This is a genomic window from Microbacterium sp. 11MF, assembly GCF_000383475.1.
GTDB classification, from domain to species: Bacteria; Actinomycetota; Actinomycetes; order Actinomycetales; family Microbacteriaceae; genus Microbacterium; species Microbacterium aquilitoris.
This window is the reverse complement of record NZ_KB911459.1, coordinates 342,711-359,698: the sequence shown is the minus strand read 5'-3', so window position 1 is coordinate 359,698 and position 16,988 is coordinate 342,711. Positions and strand designations below refer to the sequence as shown.

The 16,988-nt window shown below is 71.2% G+C and carries 17 protein-coding genes; 5 read left to right on the top strand and 12 right to left on the bottom strand.

The window, feature by feature from the left end:
* Nucleotides 1–88 precede the first annotated feature (88 nt).
* Nucleotides 89–799: a deoxyribose-phosphate aldolase gene (gene deoC / locus H286_RS0101690; protein WP_020096853.1), complete on the top strand. Its 711-nt coding sequence runs from the start codon at nt 89–91 to the stop codon at nt 797–799.
* 23 nt (nt 800–822) lie between these two features.
* On the opposite strand, the gene H286_RS0101685 is transcribed toward deoC, so the two are convergent.
* From H286_RS0101685 to truB, 4 genes are read right to left on the bottom strand one after another with little or no spacing between them, the layout of a single operon-like run.
* On the bottom strand, nt 823–1,788 hold the full coding sequence (locus H286_RS0101685) for a bifunctional riboflavin kinase/FAD synthetase (RefSeq protein ID WP_020665411.1): 966 nt from the start codon (nt 1,786–1,788) through the stop codon (nt 823–825).
* Entirely contained in the window at nt 1,785–2,246 is a 462-nt protein-coding gene (locus H286_RS0101680; protein ID WP_020096851.1) for a hypothetical protein, read from the bottom strand. The genes H286_RS0101685 and H286_RS0101680 overlap by 4 nt, the downstream gene beginning before the upstream one ends.
* Nucleotides 2,247–2,302: 56 nt before the next feature.
* The gene (locus tag H286_RS0101675) at nt 2,303–2,671 is read right to left on the bottom strand and encodes a hypothetical protein (RefSeq protein ID WP_018188593.1); all 369 of its coding nucleotides are present in this window, start codon (nt 2,669–2,671) and stop codon (nt 2,303–2,305) included.
* On the bottom strand, nt 2,668–3,561 hold the full coding sequence (truB, locus tag H286_RS0101670) for a tRNA pseudouridine(55) synthase TruB (RefSeq protein WP_020096850.1): 894 nt from the start codon (nt 3,559–3,561) through the stop codon (nt 2,668–2,670). Before truB ends, H286_RS0101675 begins: the two co-directional genes overlap by 4 nt.
* 23 nt (nt 3,562–3,584) lie before the next feature.
* Here truB and H286_RS0101665 point away from each other — a divergent pair, with 23 nt between their 5' ends.
* Nucleotides 3,585–4,451, top strand: a complete 867-nt coding sequence (locus H286_RS0101665) for an adenine glycosylase (protein ID WP_020096849.1) — start codon at nt 3,585–3,587, stop codon at nt 4,449–4,451.
* Nucleotides 4,452–4,472: 21 nt separating this feature from the next.
* On the opposite strand, the gene rbfA is transcribed toward H286_RS0101665, so the two are convergent.
* The 4 genes from rbfA to nusA all read right to left on the bottom strand — a co-directional run bounded on the left by rbfA (nt 4,473) and on the right by nusA (nt 9,132).
* Nucleotides 4,473–4,907 (bottom strand): 30S ribosome-binding factor RbfA, encoded by a 435-nt coding sequence (gene rbfA, locus H286_RS0101660; RefSeq protein WP_018188596.1) that lies wholly within the window; start codon nt 4,905–4,907, stop codon nt 4,473–4,475.
* 137 nt (nt 4,908–5,044) lie between these two features.
* On the bottom strand, nt 5,045–7,774 hold the full coding sequence (infB, locus tag H286_RS0101655) for a translation initiation factor IF-2 (protein WP_028497356.1): 2,730 nt from the start codon (nt 7,772–7,774) through the stop codon (nt 5,045–5,047).
* 92 nt (nt 7,775–7,866) lie between these two features.
* Nucleotides 7,867–8,133: a YlxR family protein gene (locus H286_RS14745; protein WP_081630818.1), complete on the bottom strand. Its 267-nt coding sequence runs from the start codon at nt 8,131–8,133 to the stop codon at nt 7,867–7,869.
* A 9-nt stretch (nt 8,134–8,142) separates the two neighbouring features.
* Nucleotides 8,143–9,132, bottom strand: coding sequence for a transcription termination factor NusA (gene nusA / locus H286_RS0101650; protein WP_018188598.1), 990 nt, complete (start codon nt 9,130–9,132; stop codon nt 8,143–8,145).
* Nucleotides 9,133–9,251: 119 nt separating this feature from the next.
* On the opposite strand from nusA, the gene H286_RS0101645 reads away from it, so the two are divergent.
* A complete protein-coding gene (locus H286_RS0101645; protein WP_020096847.1) occupies nt 9,252–10,052 on the top strand; it encodes a DUF1206 domain-containing protein in 801 nt (266 codons plus the stop codon).
* Nucleotide 10,053: 1 nt separating this feature from the next.
* Here H286_RS0101645 and H286_RS0101640 read toward each other — a convergent pair whose 3' ends face one another.
* The 3 genes from H286_RS0101640 to H286_RS0101630 form a co-directional block, all read right to left on the bottom strand.
* Nucleotides 10,054–10,917 carry a hypothetical protein gene (locus H286_RS0101640; protein ID WP_231370868.1) on the bottom strand — a complete coding sequence of 288 codons (864 nt, stop codon included), beginning with the start codon at nt 10,915–10,917 and terminating at the stop codon, nt 10,054–10,056.
* Between the two features lie 4 nt (nt 10,918–10,921).
* The gene (locus H286_RS0101635; protein ID WP_020096845.1) at nt 10,922–12,001 is read right to left on the bottom strand and encodes a TIGR00730 family Rossman fold protein; all 1,080 of its coding nucleotides are present in this window, start codon (nt 11,999–12,001) and stop codon (nt 10,922–10,924) included.
* A 72-nt stretch (nt 12,002–12,073) separates the two neighbouring features.
* Nucleotides 12,074–13,867, bottom strand: coding sequence for a proline--tRNA ligase (locus H286_RS0101630; RefSeq protein ID WP_020096844.1), 1,794 nt, complete (start codon nt 13,865–13,867; stop codon nt 12,074–12,076).
* A gap of 62 nt (nt 13,868–13,929) precedes the next feature.
* Between H286_RS0101630 and pcp the strand changes: the two genes are divergently transcribed.
* Nucleotides 13,930–14,565 carry a pyroglutamyl-peptidase I gene (gene pcp / locus H286_RS0101625; RefSeq protein ID WP_028497355.1) on the top strand — a complete coding sequence of 212 codons (636 nt, stop codon included), beginning with the start codon at nt 13,930–13,932 and terminating at the stop codon, nt 14,563–14,565.
* 46 nt (nt 14,566–14,611) lie between these two features.
* Here pcp and H286_RS0101620 read toward each other — a convergent pair whose 3' ends face one another.
* Nucleotides 14,612–15,445, bottom strand: a complete 834-nt coding sequence (locus tag H286_RS0101620; protein ID WP_020096842.1) for a hypothetical protein — start codon at nt 15,443–15,445, stop codon at nt 14,612–14,614.
* Between the two features lie 82 nt (nt 15,446–15,527).
* Between H286_RS0101620 and H286_RS0101615 the strand changes: the two genes are divergently transcribed.
* The gene (locus H286_RS0101615; protein ID WP_231370867.1) at nt 15,528–16,964 is read left to right on the top strand and encodes an RNB domain-containing ribonuclease; all 1,437 of its coding nucleotides are present in this window, start codon (nt 15,528–15,530) and stop codon (nt 16,962–16,964) included.
* Nucleotides 16,965–16,988 lie beyond the last annotated feature (24 nt).

Sequence of the window (16,988 nt, the reverse complement as noted above, 5' to 3'; positions counted from 1 at the left end):
CGGCGACGGAAGGATCCTTCTCCCCCAGTCTAGCGTGTCCTCGCGACCCCAAACGTCGCCTCGCGGCTGGGCGCGTACGCTGGGAACCATGCCCACCGAACGTGAACTCGCCGCCACCATCGACCACGCGATCCTGAAGCCCGAGCTGACCCGGGCCGACGTCGACGCGGAGCTCGACATCGCGGCCGAGTGGGGCGTCTTCAGCGTCTGCGTGCGCCCAAGCGACATCCCCCACGCCGTCGAGCGCCTCGCCGGCACCGGTGTCGCGGTCGGCACGGTCATCGGCTTCCCGCACGGCACGACGTCGACGGTCGCGAAGGTCGCCGAGACCCGTCAGGCCATCGCCGACGGCGCCGCCGAGGTCGACATGGTCGTCAACATCGCCGCCCTCCGCTCCGGGTTCGACGACGTCGTCGTCAGCGACATCCGCGCGGTCGTCGAGGCGGCCGGCGGTCGCGTCACCAAGGTCATCCTCGAGACGGCACTGCTCGACGACGAGCAGATCGAGCGCGGCAGCCGCCTCACCGAAGCGGGAGGCGCGCACTTCGTCAAGACCTCCACGGGCTTCGCCGGCGGCGGCGCGACGGTCCCCCACGTCGAACTCATGCGGCGCACCGTCGGCGCGGGCGTCGAGGTGAAGGCATCCGGCGGTGTCCGCAGCTACGCCGACGCGCTCGCCATGATCGACGCCGGCGCCTCGCGCCTGGGCACCAGCGGCAGCGCCGTCATCCTCGGTGAAGCACGTCGAGTGGATGCCGGGGCCGCAGCCACCGGCGCCGTCGACGACTCCTCGTACTGAGTCGGTCCGTCAGCGTCGGTTCGTCACCCGCCGGACCGCAGCGCGTCACGGACGTCGGTGACGTCGGCATCCATCTGAGCGATCAACTTGTCGATGCCCTCGAAGGCCACCATGCCGCGCACACGGGCGACGAACTGCACCTGGACGATGTGCCCGTAGAGGTCGAGGCCGGTCTCGTCGAGGACGTACGCCTCGACCTGGCGGACGGGGACGTCATCGAACGTGGGGTTCGTGCCGATCGAGATGGCCGCGGCGTAACGGGTCGCGGGGGCGTAACCGCCGGCATCCGTCCCCTCGTCGACGAGCCAGCCGGCGTACACGCCGTCGGCGGGGATGAAGCCCTCGGCGTCGGTCGCGAGGTTCGCTGTCGGGTAGCCGAGCTCGCGGCCGCGCTTCAGCCCGTGCACGACCTCGGCCCGGACCGCGTGCGGGCGGCCGAGCAGCCGCGCGGCGTCCTCGACCTGGCCCGCGGCGAGCAGCTCGCGCACCCACGTCGACGAGACGCGACGTCCACCACCCTGCACGTCGCCGACGATGTCCACGGTGAAGCCGTGCCCGCGGCCGAAGTCGACGAGGAACTCCGGCGTACCGGCTCCCCCGCGACCGAAGCGGAAGTCCGCGCCCACCATGACGCAGACGGCACCGAGCGCATCGACGAGGATCCGCTCGGCGAACGTCTCGGGCGCGAGGGCCGCGAGCGCCTCATCGAAGCGGAGGACGAGCACCGCGTCGACCCCCGCGTCGCGGAGCAGGGCGATCTTCTGGTCGACGCTCACGAGGGCCTCGGGGCAGAGCTCCGGGCGTAGCAGGCTCAGGGGGTTGCGGTCGAAGGTCACCGCGACGACGCGGGCCCCGGCATCCGTCGCCGTCACCCGGGCACGGTCGATCACCGCGCGGTGGCCGGAGTGCACGCCGTCGAACTTGCCGATCGCGACGACGCTCGGGCCGAACCCCGCGGGGATCTCGGCGGGGTCGCGGAAGACGATCACGCCGCGCCGCCCGTCGTCCGTCCGCGGCGGTGCGCGATGAGCCACCAGAGGCCCAGGAACGGCAGCACGAGCGGGATCAGCACGTACCCGACGCCGTAGCCGGACCAGACCGTCGGGTGGTTGAAGAGCTCGGGGTGGGTCAGCGACAGCGTGCCGACGACGAGGACGCCGACGAGCTCGAACACGATGGCCGCCCAGGCGACGCGGTACCACCGCTCCGATGCGCTGAAGATGAGGGCGAGGGTCGCCAGGATGTAGACGAGGGCCGACAGCGCCGAGAGCGAGTACGCGACGGGGGCGTCATCGAACTCCCGGACGATCTGGACGAACGAGCGTCCCGTCGCGCCCAAGGCCATGATCGCGTAGACGACGACGAGGACACGGCCGACACCGGTCATCCGACGCGGGGATGAGGATGCGGCCGACGGAGCGGGCGGGGTCGGCGCGGTCTCAGGCATGGCATGTCAATCCTACGGCCGCGGCAAGCCTGCCTCGCCGTCGGAGGCGGCGGGGCTCAGGCGACCTGGATCGTCCAGATGACGTTCATCCGCCACACCATGATCGCGATCGCGAAGGCGGCGACACCCATGATGACGGTGCTCCAGCGGCTGCGCTCGATGAGGGCCCAGATCACCGCGGCCGGCGGGATCAGGACCGCCGAGACGAGGTACACCCAGAACTCCAGCAGATCGCCCGACGGCGGGTTGCCCACGAACGGCGCGATGATCGAGATCACGACCTGGACGACCAGGAGGACGAGGATGAGCGCCTGCGTGCCGACCGACAGATCGCTCGGGCGTCGGCCTGCGAGCCCCAGCACCGTGCACAGGAGGCCGGCGATGCAGGCGACGGCGATGAGGACGACGGTGAACCACGCGATCACGGCTGCTCCTCGGGCATGTTCATGAGGCTCTTCACATCGACCCCGCGCCGTCCGACGATCCCGACGAGCACACCGTCGGGATCGATCGCCGCCGGATTCTCGCCCGTCAGGCGGTCCGCAGCGCCCAGCAGGCGCTTGCCGTGGCGCAGGTCGCGCGCCTCGTCGGCCGTGACCGGGAAGGCGCCGAGAAGGGATGCCGCGACCTCGGCGGCATCCTCCAGCGGCACCTCGGGAGTCAGCTCCACGACGGCTTCGGCGACGTCGAACGGGCCGACGCGCGTGCGGCGGAGCGCGGTCAGGTGGCCGCCGACGCCGAGGTCCGCGCCGAGGTCCCGCGCGAGCGCGCGGATGTAGGTGCCGCTCGAGCAGTCGACGACGACGTCGACGTCGATGACGCCGTCACCGCGGCGGATCTCCCGCACCTCGAACCGGCTGACCACGACGTCGCGGGCCTTCAGCTCGACCTGCTCCCCCGCGCGCGCCAGGTCGTAGGCGCGGCGCCCGCCGACCTTGATCGCCGACACCGTGCTCGGCACCTGCGCCATGGGTCCCGTCAGTGAGCGGATGCCGCGGTGGATCGCCTCATCGGTGACGCCACCGGCATCCGTCGTCGAGGTCTCGACGCCGTCGGCGTCATCGGAGTCCGTCGTGACGCCGAGGCGGATGGTGGCTTCGTAGGTCTTGTCGAGCCCGACGACGTAGGTCAGAAGGCGCGTGGAGTGACCGATCCCGAGGACGAGCAGGCCCGTGGCCATGGGGTCGAGGGTGCCGGCGTGGCCGATCTTGCGCGTGTTCAGCGCGCGGCGGGCGCGCGCCACGATGTCGTGGCTGGTGACGCCGCCGGGCTTGTCGACGAGGAGGATCCCGCCGCTCCCCTGACTCTGGTGCATGGCTTCCAGCCTAGGCTGGAGCGGTGCCCGACCTCGCCCCGCCGCTGATCGCGTGGTACCGCGACAACGCCCGGGACCTGCCGTGGCGACGCGAGGGGTTCGGTGCCTGGGGCACGCTCGTGAGCGAGTTCATGCTCCAGCAGACGCCCGTCGCCCGGGTCATCCCCCGCCTCGAGGAGTGGCTCTCGCGCTGGCCGACACCGGCCGACCTCGCCGCCGCTCCCCCGGCCGACGCCGTCCGCCTCTGGGCGAACCTCGGCTACCCCCGCCGCGCCCTCTGGCTGCACCGCGCGGCGACGGAGATCCGCGACCGGCACGACGGGATGGTCCCCCGGGACGTCGATGCCCTGCTCGCGCTCACCGGGATCGGCGACTACACCGCCCGGGCGGTGGCAGTGTTCGCGTTCGGGGACCGGCATCCCGTCGTCGACACGAACACCCGTCGCGTCCTCGCGCGCGCCGTCGAGGGACGCTCGCAGCCGAGACCTCCCGCGAAGGCGGACCTTGCCGCGATGGCCGCGATCCTGCCCGAGGACGACGGCGACGCCGCGGTCGTCAACGCGGCCGCGATGGAGCTCGGCGCCGTCGTCTGCACGGCACGCACACCGCGATGCGAGGCGTGCCCCCTCGCCGACCTCTGCGCCTGGCGCGCCGCCGGATACCCCGACACGGGCGACGATCGTCGCAAGCAGGCGCGCTACGAGGGCAGCGACCGTCAGGCTCGCGGAGCGGTCCTGACGGTGCTCCGGGATGCCGACGGCCACGTCGCGCCCGCCGCCGCCGTGATCGCCGAATGGCCCGACCCGCAGCAGCGGGACCGGGCCATCGACTCACTCATCGTCGACGGCCTGGTCGAGGCCGTCGACGGGATGCTGCACCTGCCGCGCTAGCGCGCGGCAAGAGAGGACGTCTCAGTCCTCGTCGCCCTCTTCGCGGGGCTTCACGTACGGGTCCTCGTCACCGGCGTACGAGCCGGATGCCGCGATCCCCGCCACCTGTGCGTCGCGCTCACGCGCCTCGCGCAGGAGCTCCTCGATGTGACCCGCATTCTCGGGGAGCGCATCGAGGATGAACTCGAGGGTCGGGGTCAGACGCGTGCCGAGCTGACGCCCGACCTCGCTGCGCAGCATCCCCGTCGCCGCCTTGAGGGCAGCGGCCGAGTCGGTGCGCGCGTCGTCGTCGCCGTAGACCGTGTAGAAGACGGACGCGTGCTGCAGGTCACCCGTCACACGGACGTCGGTGATCGTGACGAATCCGAGCCGCGGGTCGCGCAGCCCCTTCTCGAGGCGCTCCGCGATGAGCACGCGGATGCGGTCCGCCAGCCGTGCCTGCCGTTCTCCGGCCATGTCCTTCTCCTTCTCTACCCGGCCCGCGATACGGCGGGCCGGAAACTGCGGAGGACTCGGATGTCCGTCCGAGGCAATCGGGGCAGGGGCCCCGCTCTTGCCGAGGACGGACATCCGAGTCCGTAGCAACCTGAGGATCAGCCGCGCGGCTTCTCCACCATTTCGGTCGTCTCGATCTCGTCACCGATCTGGATGTCGTTGTACTTGCCGAGACCGATACCGGCCTCGAAGTCCGTACGGACCTCGGTGACGTCGTCCTTGAAGCGGCGCAGCGACTCGATGGCCAGACCGTCGGCGAGCACGACGCCGTCGCGGATGACCCGCGCCTTGGCGTTTCGCGTGATCGTTCCCGAGCGGACGATGACACCGGCGATGTTGCCGAACTTCGAGGAGCGGAACACCTCGCGGATCTCGGCGACACCCGACTGGACCTCTTCGAACTCCGGCTTGAGCATGCCCTGGAGGGACTGCTCGACGTCGTCGATCGCGTTGTAGATGACCGAGTAGAACCGGACGTCCACACCCTCGCGGGCGGCACGCTCGCGGGCCTTCGTGTCGGGGCGGACGTTGAAGCCGATGACGATCGCGTTGTCGATCGTCGCCAGGTTGATGTCCGACTCGGTGACGGCACCCACACCGCGGTGGATGATGCGCAGCTGGACGCTGTCGTCGACCTCGATCTTGAGGAGCGACTCCTCGAGGGCCTCCACGGCACCCGAGACGTCACCCTTGATGATGAGGTTGAGCGACTCGACCTTGCCCTCTTCGAGAGCACGGGTGAAGTCCTCGAGCGAGATGCGCTTGCGGGCCTTGGCCAGCTGGGCGTTGCGCTCGACCGCTTCACGCTTCTCAGCGATCTGGCGGGCCATGCGGTCCTCTTCGGTGACGATGAACACGTCACCGGCGCGGGGCACGGAGTTCAGACCCTGCACCTGCACGGGACGCGATGGGTAGGCCTCGTCCACCGCATCGCCGTTCTCGTCGATCATGGCGCGGACACGGCCGTAGGCCGTGCCTGCGACGATCGCGTCGCCGACGTGGAGCGTTCCGGACTGGATCAGCACCGTGGCGACCGAACCGCGACCCTTGTCGAGCTTCGCTTCGATCGCGACACCGCGCGCCGCCTTGTTCGGGTTGGCCGTGAGGTCCAGACCCGCGTCGGCGGTGAGGAGGACGGCATCCAGCAGTGCCTGGATGTTGGTGCCCTGACGAGCCGAGACGTCGACGAACATGACGTCGCCGCCGTACTCCTCGGCGACCAGGCCGTACTCGGTGAGCTGCTGTCGGACCTTCGCGGGGTTCGCGTCGGGCTTGTCGACCTTGTTGACCGCGACCACGATCGGGACGTTCGCCGCCTGAGCGTGGTTCAGCGCCTCGACCGTCTGCGGCATGATGCCGTCGTCGGCCGCGACCACGAGGATCGCGAGGTCGGTCACCTGCGCACCACGGGCACGCATGGCGGTGAACGCCTCGTGACCCGGGGTGTCGATGAAGGTGATCGCACGCTCGATGCCCTCGTGCTCGGTCCAGACCTGGTAGGCACCGATGTGCTGGGTGATGCCACCCGCCTCACCGGCGACGACGTTGGTCTGACGGATCGCGTCGAGCAGTCGCGTCTTACCGTGGTCGACGTGGCCCATGACGGTGACCACGGGAGGACGGATCTCGAGGTCATCCTCGCTCTCCGCCTCCAGCTCGGCCTCGAGGTCGAGACCGAAGCCCTCGAGAAGCTCTTTGTCCTCGTCCTCGGGAGACACCATCTGGATCTTGTAGCCGAGCTCCTCACCGAGGATCTCGAACGTCGCCTCATCCAGCGACTCGGTGGCCGTGGCCATCTCGCCGAGGTTGAAGAGGATCGTCACCAGGGTGCCGGGCTGGACGTTGTACCCGCGCAGGGCCTCGAGCTTGTCGGCGAAGTCCGAGATCGACGCACCGCGACGCAGGCGGATGATCTCGCCGTTGCCCTTGGAGACGTTGACGCCGCCGACGACCGGCGCCGACCGCATCTCGAATTCCTGCCGCTTCGCCCGACGCGACTTACGCTGCTTGGACTTGCCACCACCCTTACCGAAGGCACCTGCGGTACCGCCGCCGGGACCACGGCCACGACCGCCACCGCCGCCGGGACGACCGGCGAAACCGCCGGCGGGAGCACCCGGACGCGCGGCGCCGAAGCCACCGGCGCCGCCGGGACGACCGGGGCCGCCGGGACGCTGCTGGAAGGGTGCGCCGGGTCGACCGCCGCCACCGGGACGACCCGCACCGCCGGGACGCGGGGCGCCGGGGCGAGGGGCACCGGGACGCGGAGCCTGGGGACGCGGGATGTTGCCCGGGTTGGGTCGCTGACCCATGCCCTGAGCGGATGCGAACGGGTTGTTACCCGGACGCGGGCCGGCGGGACGCTGGCCCATGCCCTGCGAGCTGGCGAAGGGGTTGTTGCCGGGGCGCGGCGCACCACCCGGACGGGGCGGCTGTGCGCCCGGCTTGCCGGGGGTTGCTGCGGGAGTAGCGGCGCCCGGTGTCGGAGCGCCGGACTCGGCCGCGGCCGGAGCGGGCTTCTCAGCCGCCGGCTCGGCGGGAGCTGCGGGTGCTGCCGGCTCCGGAGCCGGAGCGGGCTTGGGTGCCGACGGGCGCGGTCCGGGCGTTGCGCCGGATGCCGGTGCCTTGGCGGCGGGCTTCGCGGGCGCGGTGGCGGGTGCCTTCACGCCTTCCGCCTCGAGGGCGGCGCGGAGCTTGCGAGCCACGGGGGGCTCGATGGTGGACGAAGGGCTCTTGACGAATTCGCCGAGCTCCTTCAGCTTCGCGAGGGCGACTTTACTGTCGACGCCGAGCTCGGAAGCGATCTCGTGCACGCGTGGTTTTGCCACAATTCTCCTGTCTGGGGCCCGCCCCGGACAGGGCGGACCGTCATTCGCGGACGGGTCTCATTTCGAGCCGTTCACTTTGTGTCCATAGCCGTTCAGCCGTTTCGCTGGAGGGATTCTCTGGTGGTCCGCGCATCCAGCTCCGCTGTGTCCAGCGGAGTGGATGCCCGTAGTGCGCGTCCGAATGCGCGCCGCTTGAGTGCGGTGCTCACGCATCTGTCCGTGTCATGCACCCACGCGCCCCGACCCGGGAGGACGGCCTTCTCGTCGATGACGAGGGCACCGTCCCTGGCCACGATGCGGAGCAACGAGGACCGGGGGGCACGCGCGCGGCATCCCACGCACGTTCGAACAGCTTCCATCCTACCGCGTCAGGACTCGTCGAGAATGCTGTCGGGCTGGATGTCGATCTTCGCGCCGGTCAATTTCGCCGCGAGCCGGGCGTTCTGACCTTCCTTGCCGATCGCGAGGGAGAGCTGGTAGTCGGGGACGAGCGCGCGCACGGCCTTGGTGGCCTGGTCGAGCACGAAGCTCGAGGTCACCTTCGCGGGCGACAGCGCGTTCGCGACGAACTTCGGCAGGGTCTCGTCGTAGTCGACGATGTCGATCTTCTCGCCGCCGAGCTCCTCGGTGACGGCGCGCACGCGGCGGCCGAGTTCGCCGATGCAGGCGCCCTTCGCGTTGACGGCCGGGTCGTTGGCCTTGACCGCGATCTTGGTGCGGTGGCCGGCTTCGCGGGCGAGCGAGATGATCTCGACGACGCCCGAGGCGATCTCGGGTACCTCGAGGGCGAAGAGCTTGCGCACGAGCCCCGGATGCGTGCGGGAGACGGTGATCTGGGGACCCTTCATGCCCTTCGAGACCGACGTCACGTAGACGCGCAGGCGCGAGCCGTGCGCGTAGCTCTCGCCCGGCACCTGCTCCTCGGGGGGCAGGATCGCCTCGATCGTGCCGAGGTCGACGTGCACCATGCGGGGGTTCGGCCCCTGCTGGACGACGCCGGCGACGATGTCGCCTTCCTTGCCCTTGAACTCGCCGAGCACGGCGTCGTCGGCGATGTCGCGGAGGCGCTGGCTGATGACCTGCTTCGCGGCGAAGGCGGCGATGCGGCCGAAGTCGTCGGGCGTCGACTCCTCTTCGCCGATGATGACGTCGTCCTCATCGCGCAGCGGGATGTACACGGCGACGTGTCCGCTCTTGCGGTCGAGGTGGGCGCGGGCGCCGTCGGGGAGTTCACCGTCGGGAGACGTGTGCTTCGCGTAAGCGGTCAGGATGGCCTGCTCGATGATCCGGATCAGTTCCTCGAACGGAATCTCCCGCTCGCGTTCGACGGTCCGCAGCAGCCCCAGGTCGATGTCCATAGGTGCCTCCCTTTTTCAGTTGCTCAACACGGCGCCGCTCGCACCCGGTGTTCCGGTGCTTCGCGGCATCCCGTCAACGTTACCCGATCCGCAGTGGGGCGACCTGAGAAGATCGAGGGATGACCGATGCCGTGGAGGACGCTGCGCAGAGCGTGCGCCGCTCCCCCATCGCACGGGGACTGGCGCGAGGCGGCTACGCGGCCAACGGCGTCGTCCACCTGCTCTTCGGCGTGATCGTCGTCGTCATCTCCTTCGGCGGGCGCGGCGAGTCCGATCAGGCGGGTGTGTTCCGCGCCATCCTCGACGCCCCGCTCGGCCTGGCGCTCGTCTGGCTGCTCGCCCTGCTGCTCGCCGCGCTGGGCCTGTTCCAGGTGCTGGGCGCCTTCCTCGCGAAGGGGACGGATGCGGCCGCCTGGGGACGGCGATCGTCGGCGGCCGGGCAGGCCGTGGTCTATCTCGCGCTCGCGACCATCGCCGTCACGGTCGCCCTCGGCGCCCGCCTCGACGGCGACCGGAGTGCACAGCAAGTCGCGCACTGGCTGCTCGAGACCCCCGGTGGGGTGTTCGTCGTGGCGGCGGCGGGCCTCGGGCTCGGCATCGGCGGCCTCGTGTTCGCCTCGATCGGGGTGAGGCGCTCGTTCGACAAGCAGGTCCGCATCCCGCGGGGTCGCATGGGGATCGCCGTCACCGCCACCGGCGTCGTCGGCTACCTCGGCAAGGGCCTGTCCGTCGCGATCGTCGGCGTGCTGCTGATCGTCGCGGCCGTGAAGCAGGAGGCGGCCGCGGCGGGCGGGTTCGACGCCGCCATCGAGGCACTCCTCGAGCAGATGCTCGGCCCGTTCCTCGTCTTCCTCATCGGGTTCGGCCTTGTGGTCTACGCCGCCTTCAGCTTCCTCCGCGCCCGCTACGCGAAGCTCTGACTCACCCGCCGAAGTCGCACCGTTCGGCGACCCAGCTGAGAATCCGCCCCCGCTCCTCGTCGGAGACGGGCAGGTCGACGACACCGCTCCTGCCGTCGACCTCGACGTCGAGGGCGAAGACCGTGCCGCGTTTGTCCTCTTGGACGACGTGGGGGTCGCAGCGCTGCGGCTCGATCGGGACCTCGACGAGCGCCGAGCCGTCGGGGACGGCGAATCGTGTCAGCCGGCTTCCGAACTGCAGAAGGGGCGTGGACTGCACCGCGACCACGCGCGCGTCGCCCCCGGTGCCCGTCGGCGTGATCTCCAGAGGGAGAATGCCGAGACCGGATGCCGGGAGCACCGCGTCGCCCCACGACACGCGCAGCGACCCCGCCAGCGCCTTCTCGAGGCAGTCCCGATCGTTCAGGCCGTCGAGGAATCCGAGGGCGTCGGTCAGGATGCCGGTTCGGTCGGCACCGTCGGCGAGGTCGAGCTCCCAGCGACGCTCCGGCGCGCCTCCGTCGCAGGTCGATGCGGGCAGGGTGAGGGGGAAATCGAACGACTCCCCCGCGGCGACCCGTCCGCCCTCCACGACAACGACTCCGCTCAGCCGATCGTCGATGAGGCGGATGCCGGAGATCTCGAGCGCCTGCGGCGAATCGTTCTCGACGCGCACGGACGCCCGGCGGCGCTGCTCGTCGCCGCGCTGCTGGTGGATCCAGACCTGGATGCCCGGGTCTGACGAGCTCGGCGCCGGCCCTGGTGGCGGCCCGGGTGACGGAGCGGAACAGCCCGACGCCGCACCCCCGAAGGCGATCAGCGCGGCGACGAGCGTCGAGAGCGCAGACAGCCGTGCCCGGCGGTGGGGCCCCGGCGTCCGGCTCATGCGCTCACGATACGGCGTGCGGTTCGATCGGCGGGGTGGCCGGCGGCGCGGATTCGAGCGCGTTGACGGCGCGGATGAGGTGGTGGAGCTCGCCGACGCGGTGCCGATCGAAGTCCATGAGCAATCGCGGGAGGTCGAGGCGATCGGCGTCTTGCCGCTCACGCCGAAGGGGCGCCGTGCGCTCGATGCGGCCACCGGTGAGCAGGTGCGCGAAATGTGCGGACAGGTCTGCCACCTCGGCATCCGTCGGCTCGGCGCACAGGCGCAGCACGAGTCGCGACCCGATCCAGCGGAGCGAGTCGTAGTTCCGCCAGAAACCAGTGATCTCGGCCTCCGCCGCCGCCACCGAGTCCGTCACCAGGACGCGGTCCAGGTCGTCGGGTGAGATGACGCCGGACGGGATGAGGTGGTCTTCGGCGAAGCGCTCGAGCCCTTGCCAGAACGAGCCGCCCGGAGCGTCGAGGAGGACGATCGGGGTGGGCTCGGCCTTGCCGGTCTGCTGCAGCGTCAGCAGCTCGAAGAGTTCGTCGAGCGTGCCGAACCCGCCCGGGACGCAGACGAACCCGCGGGATTCCTTGACCAGCATGAGCTTGCGGGTGAAGAAGTACTTCATGGCGACGACGCGGTCGGCTTCGGCGATGACCGCGTTCGGCTTCTCCTCGAACGGCAGCCGGATCGAGACGCCGAGGGAGTGATCGGGCCCCGCCCCCTCGGCGGCGGCCTGCATGATGCCCGGTCCCGCCCCCGTCACGACCATCCAGCCGCGGTCGGCCAGCGCGCGTGCGATGTCGGCGGCCGCGCGGTAGAGCGGATCGTTCGGCCGGGTCCGCGCCGATCCGAAGATGGTCACCTTCGGCGACGTGCGGTACGGCGCGAAGAGCGAGAACGCCGAGCGCATCTCCGACAACGCGGCCGACGCGATCTTCAGATCGAGCCGGTCCGTGCCGTCGACGCCGAGCCCCACGCCCGTGACGAGGATCCGCGCGACGAGGTCGGCATCCTCCTCGACACCCGCATCGGACAGGAGCGTACGGATGGCGTCGGTGACGTCACCGTCGAGGGAGGTGGTGGAACTCGGCGACATGCCTCCAGGCTGTCACGATCCGGCATCCGACGGGTGAACGGCGGGGTTTCCGCCGGTGACGGATGCCGCCGCTCAGGCGGTGAGTGCGGCGACGGCCTCCGCGGCGGCGAGAGTGGTGCGCTCGCCCGAGCGGCGGTCCCAGAGCTCGACCTGCCCCTCGGCTGCGCCGCGGCCGACGATGAGGATCCACGGGACGCCCACGAGTTCGGCGTCGCCGAACTTGACGCCGGGCGAGACCTTGGGCCGGTCGTCGAGGAGGACGTCGCGCCCCGCCGACTCGAGGCCGGCGGCGAGCTTCTCGGCGAGGTCGAAGGCTGCGGCATCCCGCCCCGTGGCGACGACGTGAACGTCGAACGGCGCGATCGACTCGGGCCACATGAGCCCGCGGTCGTCGTTGTTGAGCTCGGCGAGGATCGCGAGGATGCGCGTCACGCCGATGCCGTACGAGCCCATCGTGACGGTGACGAGCTTGCCGTTCTCGTCGAGGACCTTCAGCCCGAGCTTGTCGGCGAAGAAGCGGCCCAGCTGGAAGACGTGACCGATCTCCATGCCGCGGGCGAGCTCGACCGGGCCGGAGCCGTCGGGGGCGGGGTCGCCGGCGCGGACGTCCGAGACGTCGACGACGCCGTCGGCGGTGAAGTCGCGGCCGTAAACGACCGAGTGCGCGTGCTTCTCGTGCTCGTTGGCTCCCGTCACCCACGCGGTGCCCTCGACGACGCGGGGGTCGACGAGGTAGCGGATGCCGGTGGCCGATTCCTCACCGAGGACCGCACCGTTCGGCGACCACGGTCCGATGTAGCCCTTCACGAGACCGGGGTGCTTCGCGAAGTCCGCCTCGGTGGCGGCCTCGACGTCTGCGGGCGCGAAGGCGACCTCGGCGCGCTTGTCGTCGATGTCGCGGTCGCCGGGGAGCCCGACGACGACGAGTTCGCGGGTGCCGTCGAGGTGCGTCAGGGCGAGCACGACGTTCTTGAGCGTGTGCGCAGCGGTCCACTGCGTCGCACCCTCGGTCGCGGGGCCGGCGATGCCGGGCGCGGGCGCGTCGAGGTGCGCGTTGCTGTGGGTGACGAGGGTCTCGATCGTCGGCGTGCCGGGCGAGTCGAAGACGACGGGGGCACCGCCCGGGATCGGCAGGTTCTCGGGGACGACGGTCGTGAACGCCTCGACGTTCGCGGCGTACCCGCCGGCCGAGCGGACGAAGGTGTCCTCGCCGACGGCGATCGGGTGGAGGAACTCCTCGCTGCGCGCACCGCCCATGAGGCCGTTGTCGGCCGCGACGATGACGTACTCCATGTTCAGACGCGTGAAGATGCGCTCGTACGCGTCGCGCTGCGACTGGTACGAGACGTCCTGGCCCGCGTCGGTGTAGTCGAACGAGTAGGCGTCCTTCATCGTGAACTCGCGACCGCGCAGCAGGCCCGCGCGGGGGCGCGCCTCATCCCGGTACTTGTCCTGGATCTGGTAGATCGTCAGCGGCAGGTCCTTGTACGACGAATACAGGTCCTTCACGAGGAGGGTGAACATCTCCTCGTGCGTCGGCGCGAGCAGGTAGTCGGCGCCCTTGCGGTCCTGCAGACGGAAGATGCCGTCGCCGTAGGAGGTCCAGCGCCCGGACTCCTCGTAGGGGTCGCGCGGCAGGAGCGCCGGGAAGTGCACCTCGAACGCTCCCGCGTTCCCCATCTCCTCGCGGATGATCTGCTCGAGCTTCGCCTTCACGCGCAGACCCAGCGGCAGCCACGTGAAGATGCCGGGTGCGGCGCGGCGGATGTAGCCGGCGCGCACCAGCAGGCGGTGGCTGGTGACCTCGGCGTCGGCCGGGTCTTCGCGGAGCGTGCGGAGGAAGTATGTCGAGAGACGAGTGACCACGAGCGTCAAGTCTAGGTGCGCGGAGCCGTCGCGCGTGGCGGCAAGCGGCTTAGCCTGGAGGGATGCCTCCTGTGCTGCTGACCGGATTCGAGCCCTTCGCGGGTGACGGCACCAATCCCTCGGGCGACGCCGTCCGCGCCGTCGGCGAGCGGTGGACCGGGCCTTCGCGCCTCGTCACCGAGGTGCTGCCCGTCACGTTCGACGGTGCGATCGCGCGGCTCGCGGTGCTCCTCGACGAGCACCGACCCGACATCGTCGTCGCCACGGGTCTCGCCGGCGGCCGCACCGCCGTCACCCCGGAGCGGATCGCGGTGAACCTCGCCGACGCCCGCATCCCCGACAACGCCGGACATCGACCGCAGGACGCCGCGGTGGTGGAGGGCGGGCCGGCCGCCTACTTCGCCACGCTCCCGGTGAAGGCGATCAGTGCGGCCCTCGGTGCCGCCGGCATCCCGTCCACCGTGTCGCACTCGGCGGGCACGTTCGTCTGCAACGCGACGATGTACGCCGCGCTGCATGCGACCGCCGGGACGCCGACGCGCGCCGGGTTCGTCCACGTTCCGTGGGCCGCCGGTACGGGTCCCGTCGGCGCGTCAGCCCTGCCGTTCGAGCAGATCGTGGACGCCGTCGAGATCGCCGTCCGCGTCTGCCTCGACGCCGACGCGGATCTCAGCATCGCCGGCGGCGATCTGTCGTAACAGGTCGATCTGTCGCGACAGGTCGATCCGTCGTGAGAGGGCGACCTCAGCGGCCGAACAGGTCACCGAGGCCCGGCAGATCGAACCCGCCGAGGTTCTCCCCGAACCCCGCGACCTGATCGCCGACGCCCGCGATCTGCTCGCCGACACCGCTGACGGCGCCCTCGGCGAGCGCATCGACGTCGAGGCCCTGGGCGAGCGCGTCGAAGTCCACGCCCATGCCCGCAGCCTGGGCCAGAAGCGGGCCGGCGACGGACGTCACGATGGCTCCGCCGGCGACCGCGCCGAGGATCCCGACACCGGCACCCAGGGCGGCGCCGCCGGCGACGCGGGATGCGCCCCCGCCGCGGCTCGCCCGCGACAGCAACCCGGTCATCAGCCCCGGCCGTGAGGCCTCTCCGCGCGCCGCCGCGCGGGCGAGATCGGCCGGAGCCGCGGAGCGGGGTCGTTCGTGGGTCGGCAGTTCCGCCACCATCCGCGCCTGGACCTGCGCGCGCTGATCGGGAGTCAGCCTCGCGAAGGCCTCCTGGTGGATCTGCTCGATCTGCGCGGGATCGGCGGTCTGCATGAGGTAGTCGTAGCGAGCGATCGCCCGACGATCGGCGTCCGTAGCCGGGTGGGCGGATGCCTGCCCGCGGGATGCGGGCGGAGGCGTGAGCGACGCCGACGAAGGGCCCGGCGTCGCTGCCGGTGCGCCGGCAGCGGGGGTGGCGGGTGCAGGAGCCCGCCCGTCGCCCGTCAACGCATCGGCGGCCGAGCGGACGATCCCGCGCCAGTCGCCCGTGCGGGAAGAACTCGGCGAGCCCGACGGCCCGGTGCCACCGGGTTTCGCGTCGAGCGCTTTCGTGGCCATGCCGATCAGTCGGGAGAGCTTGCTCATGCCGCCGACGGTATGCGCCCGCGTTATGGAGCGCCTGGACAGGACCGACGAGTCCGCTGACCGGCCGTCCTACACTGACGGCGTGCCCATCCGTCGCGCGCGTCTCGTCTCCCCCGCCCAGTCGGACCTCCGCGACGCGCTCGCGGCCCTCCGCGTCGAGTTCGACCTCCCCGCGGACTTCCCCGCAGACGTGCAAGCCGAGGCCGAACACGCCGCCCGCACCGTCCCCGTCGATCCTGCGGCCGCAGGGCTGGCGGACCTCCGCGGCATCCCGTTCCTCACGATCGATCCGGAGGGTTCGACCGACCTCGACCAGGCGCTGCACCTCGAGCGGACCGCCGACGGCGGCGGCATCCTGCACTACGCCATCGCCGACGTCCCCGCCTTCGTGACCCTGGGCGGGGCGGTCGACGCGGAGGCCCGCCGTCGCGGCCAGACGATCTACGCACCCGACGGGAGGATCCCGCTGCACCCCGCCGTCCTCAGTGAGGATGCCGCCTCACTCCTGCCGGACCGCGACCGCCGCTCCTACGTGTGGCGCTTCGAGCTGGATGCCGGAGCCCGCCCCACCTCGACGTCGCTGACCCGCGCGGTCGTCCGCTCCCGCGCCCAATGGTCCTACATCGATGCGCAGGCCGCGCTCGAGAAGGGCGACGCGCCCGATTCGATCCGACACCTCGTCTGGTTCGGCGAGGAACGCGCCCGCCGGGAGATCGAGCGGGGCGGAGCGAGCCTCAGCCTCCCCGAGATCCGCGTCGTGACGACGCCGCAGGGATACGCACTCGAGGCCGACGAGGGCGTGCCCCTCGAAGACGCCAACGCGCAGGTGTCACTCCTGACCGGCATGGCCGCCGCTGAGATCATGATCAGCGGCGGGGTGGGCATCATCCGCACGATGCCCCCGGCATCCGACGACGACGTCGCGGCCTTCCGGGCGCAGACGATCGGCTTCGGCCTGCCGTGGCGGGAGGCCGTGCCGTACGGCGACTACCTCCGCGACCTGCCTCGGACGCCCGTGGGGCGTGCGGTCCGAGAGCACGCCGCCGCTCTGTTCCGCGGCGCCGGATACGCGGCCTTCGACGGTGACCTCCCCGAGCTGACGACGCAGGCCGCGATCGCCGCGCCGTACGCGCACGTCACCGCGCCGCTGCGACGGCTCGTCGACCGCTGGGCGCTCCTCGTCTGCGATGCCCTCGCCAACGGTCGGCCCGTTCCGGATGACGTGCGATCCTCGTTGACCGACCTCCCCGAGACGATGGAGGGGTCCGCGCGCATCGCATCCCAGGTGGATGCTGCGGCCATCGAGCGCGTCGCCGCAGCAGTCCTCACGGGTCGCGAGGGCGAGGAGTTCGACGCCGTCGTCCTGCGGCAGCGGGAAGGCGGGGCGCGCGTGGCGCTCACCCTGCCGCCGCTCGAGACCGTCGTCGCCGACGTGGACGCACAGCCCGGCGACGTGGTCCGCGTCCGCCTCGTCGCCACGGACGTCGCCCGGGGGAAGAGCGAGTTCGTCGCCGTCTGACCGCGGCGCGTCGATTTGCACGAG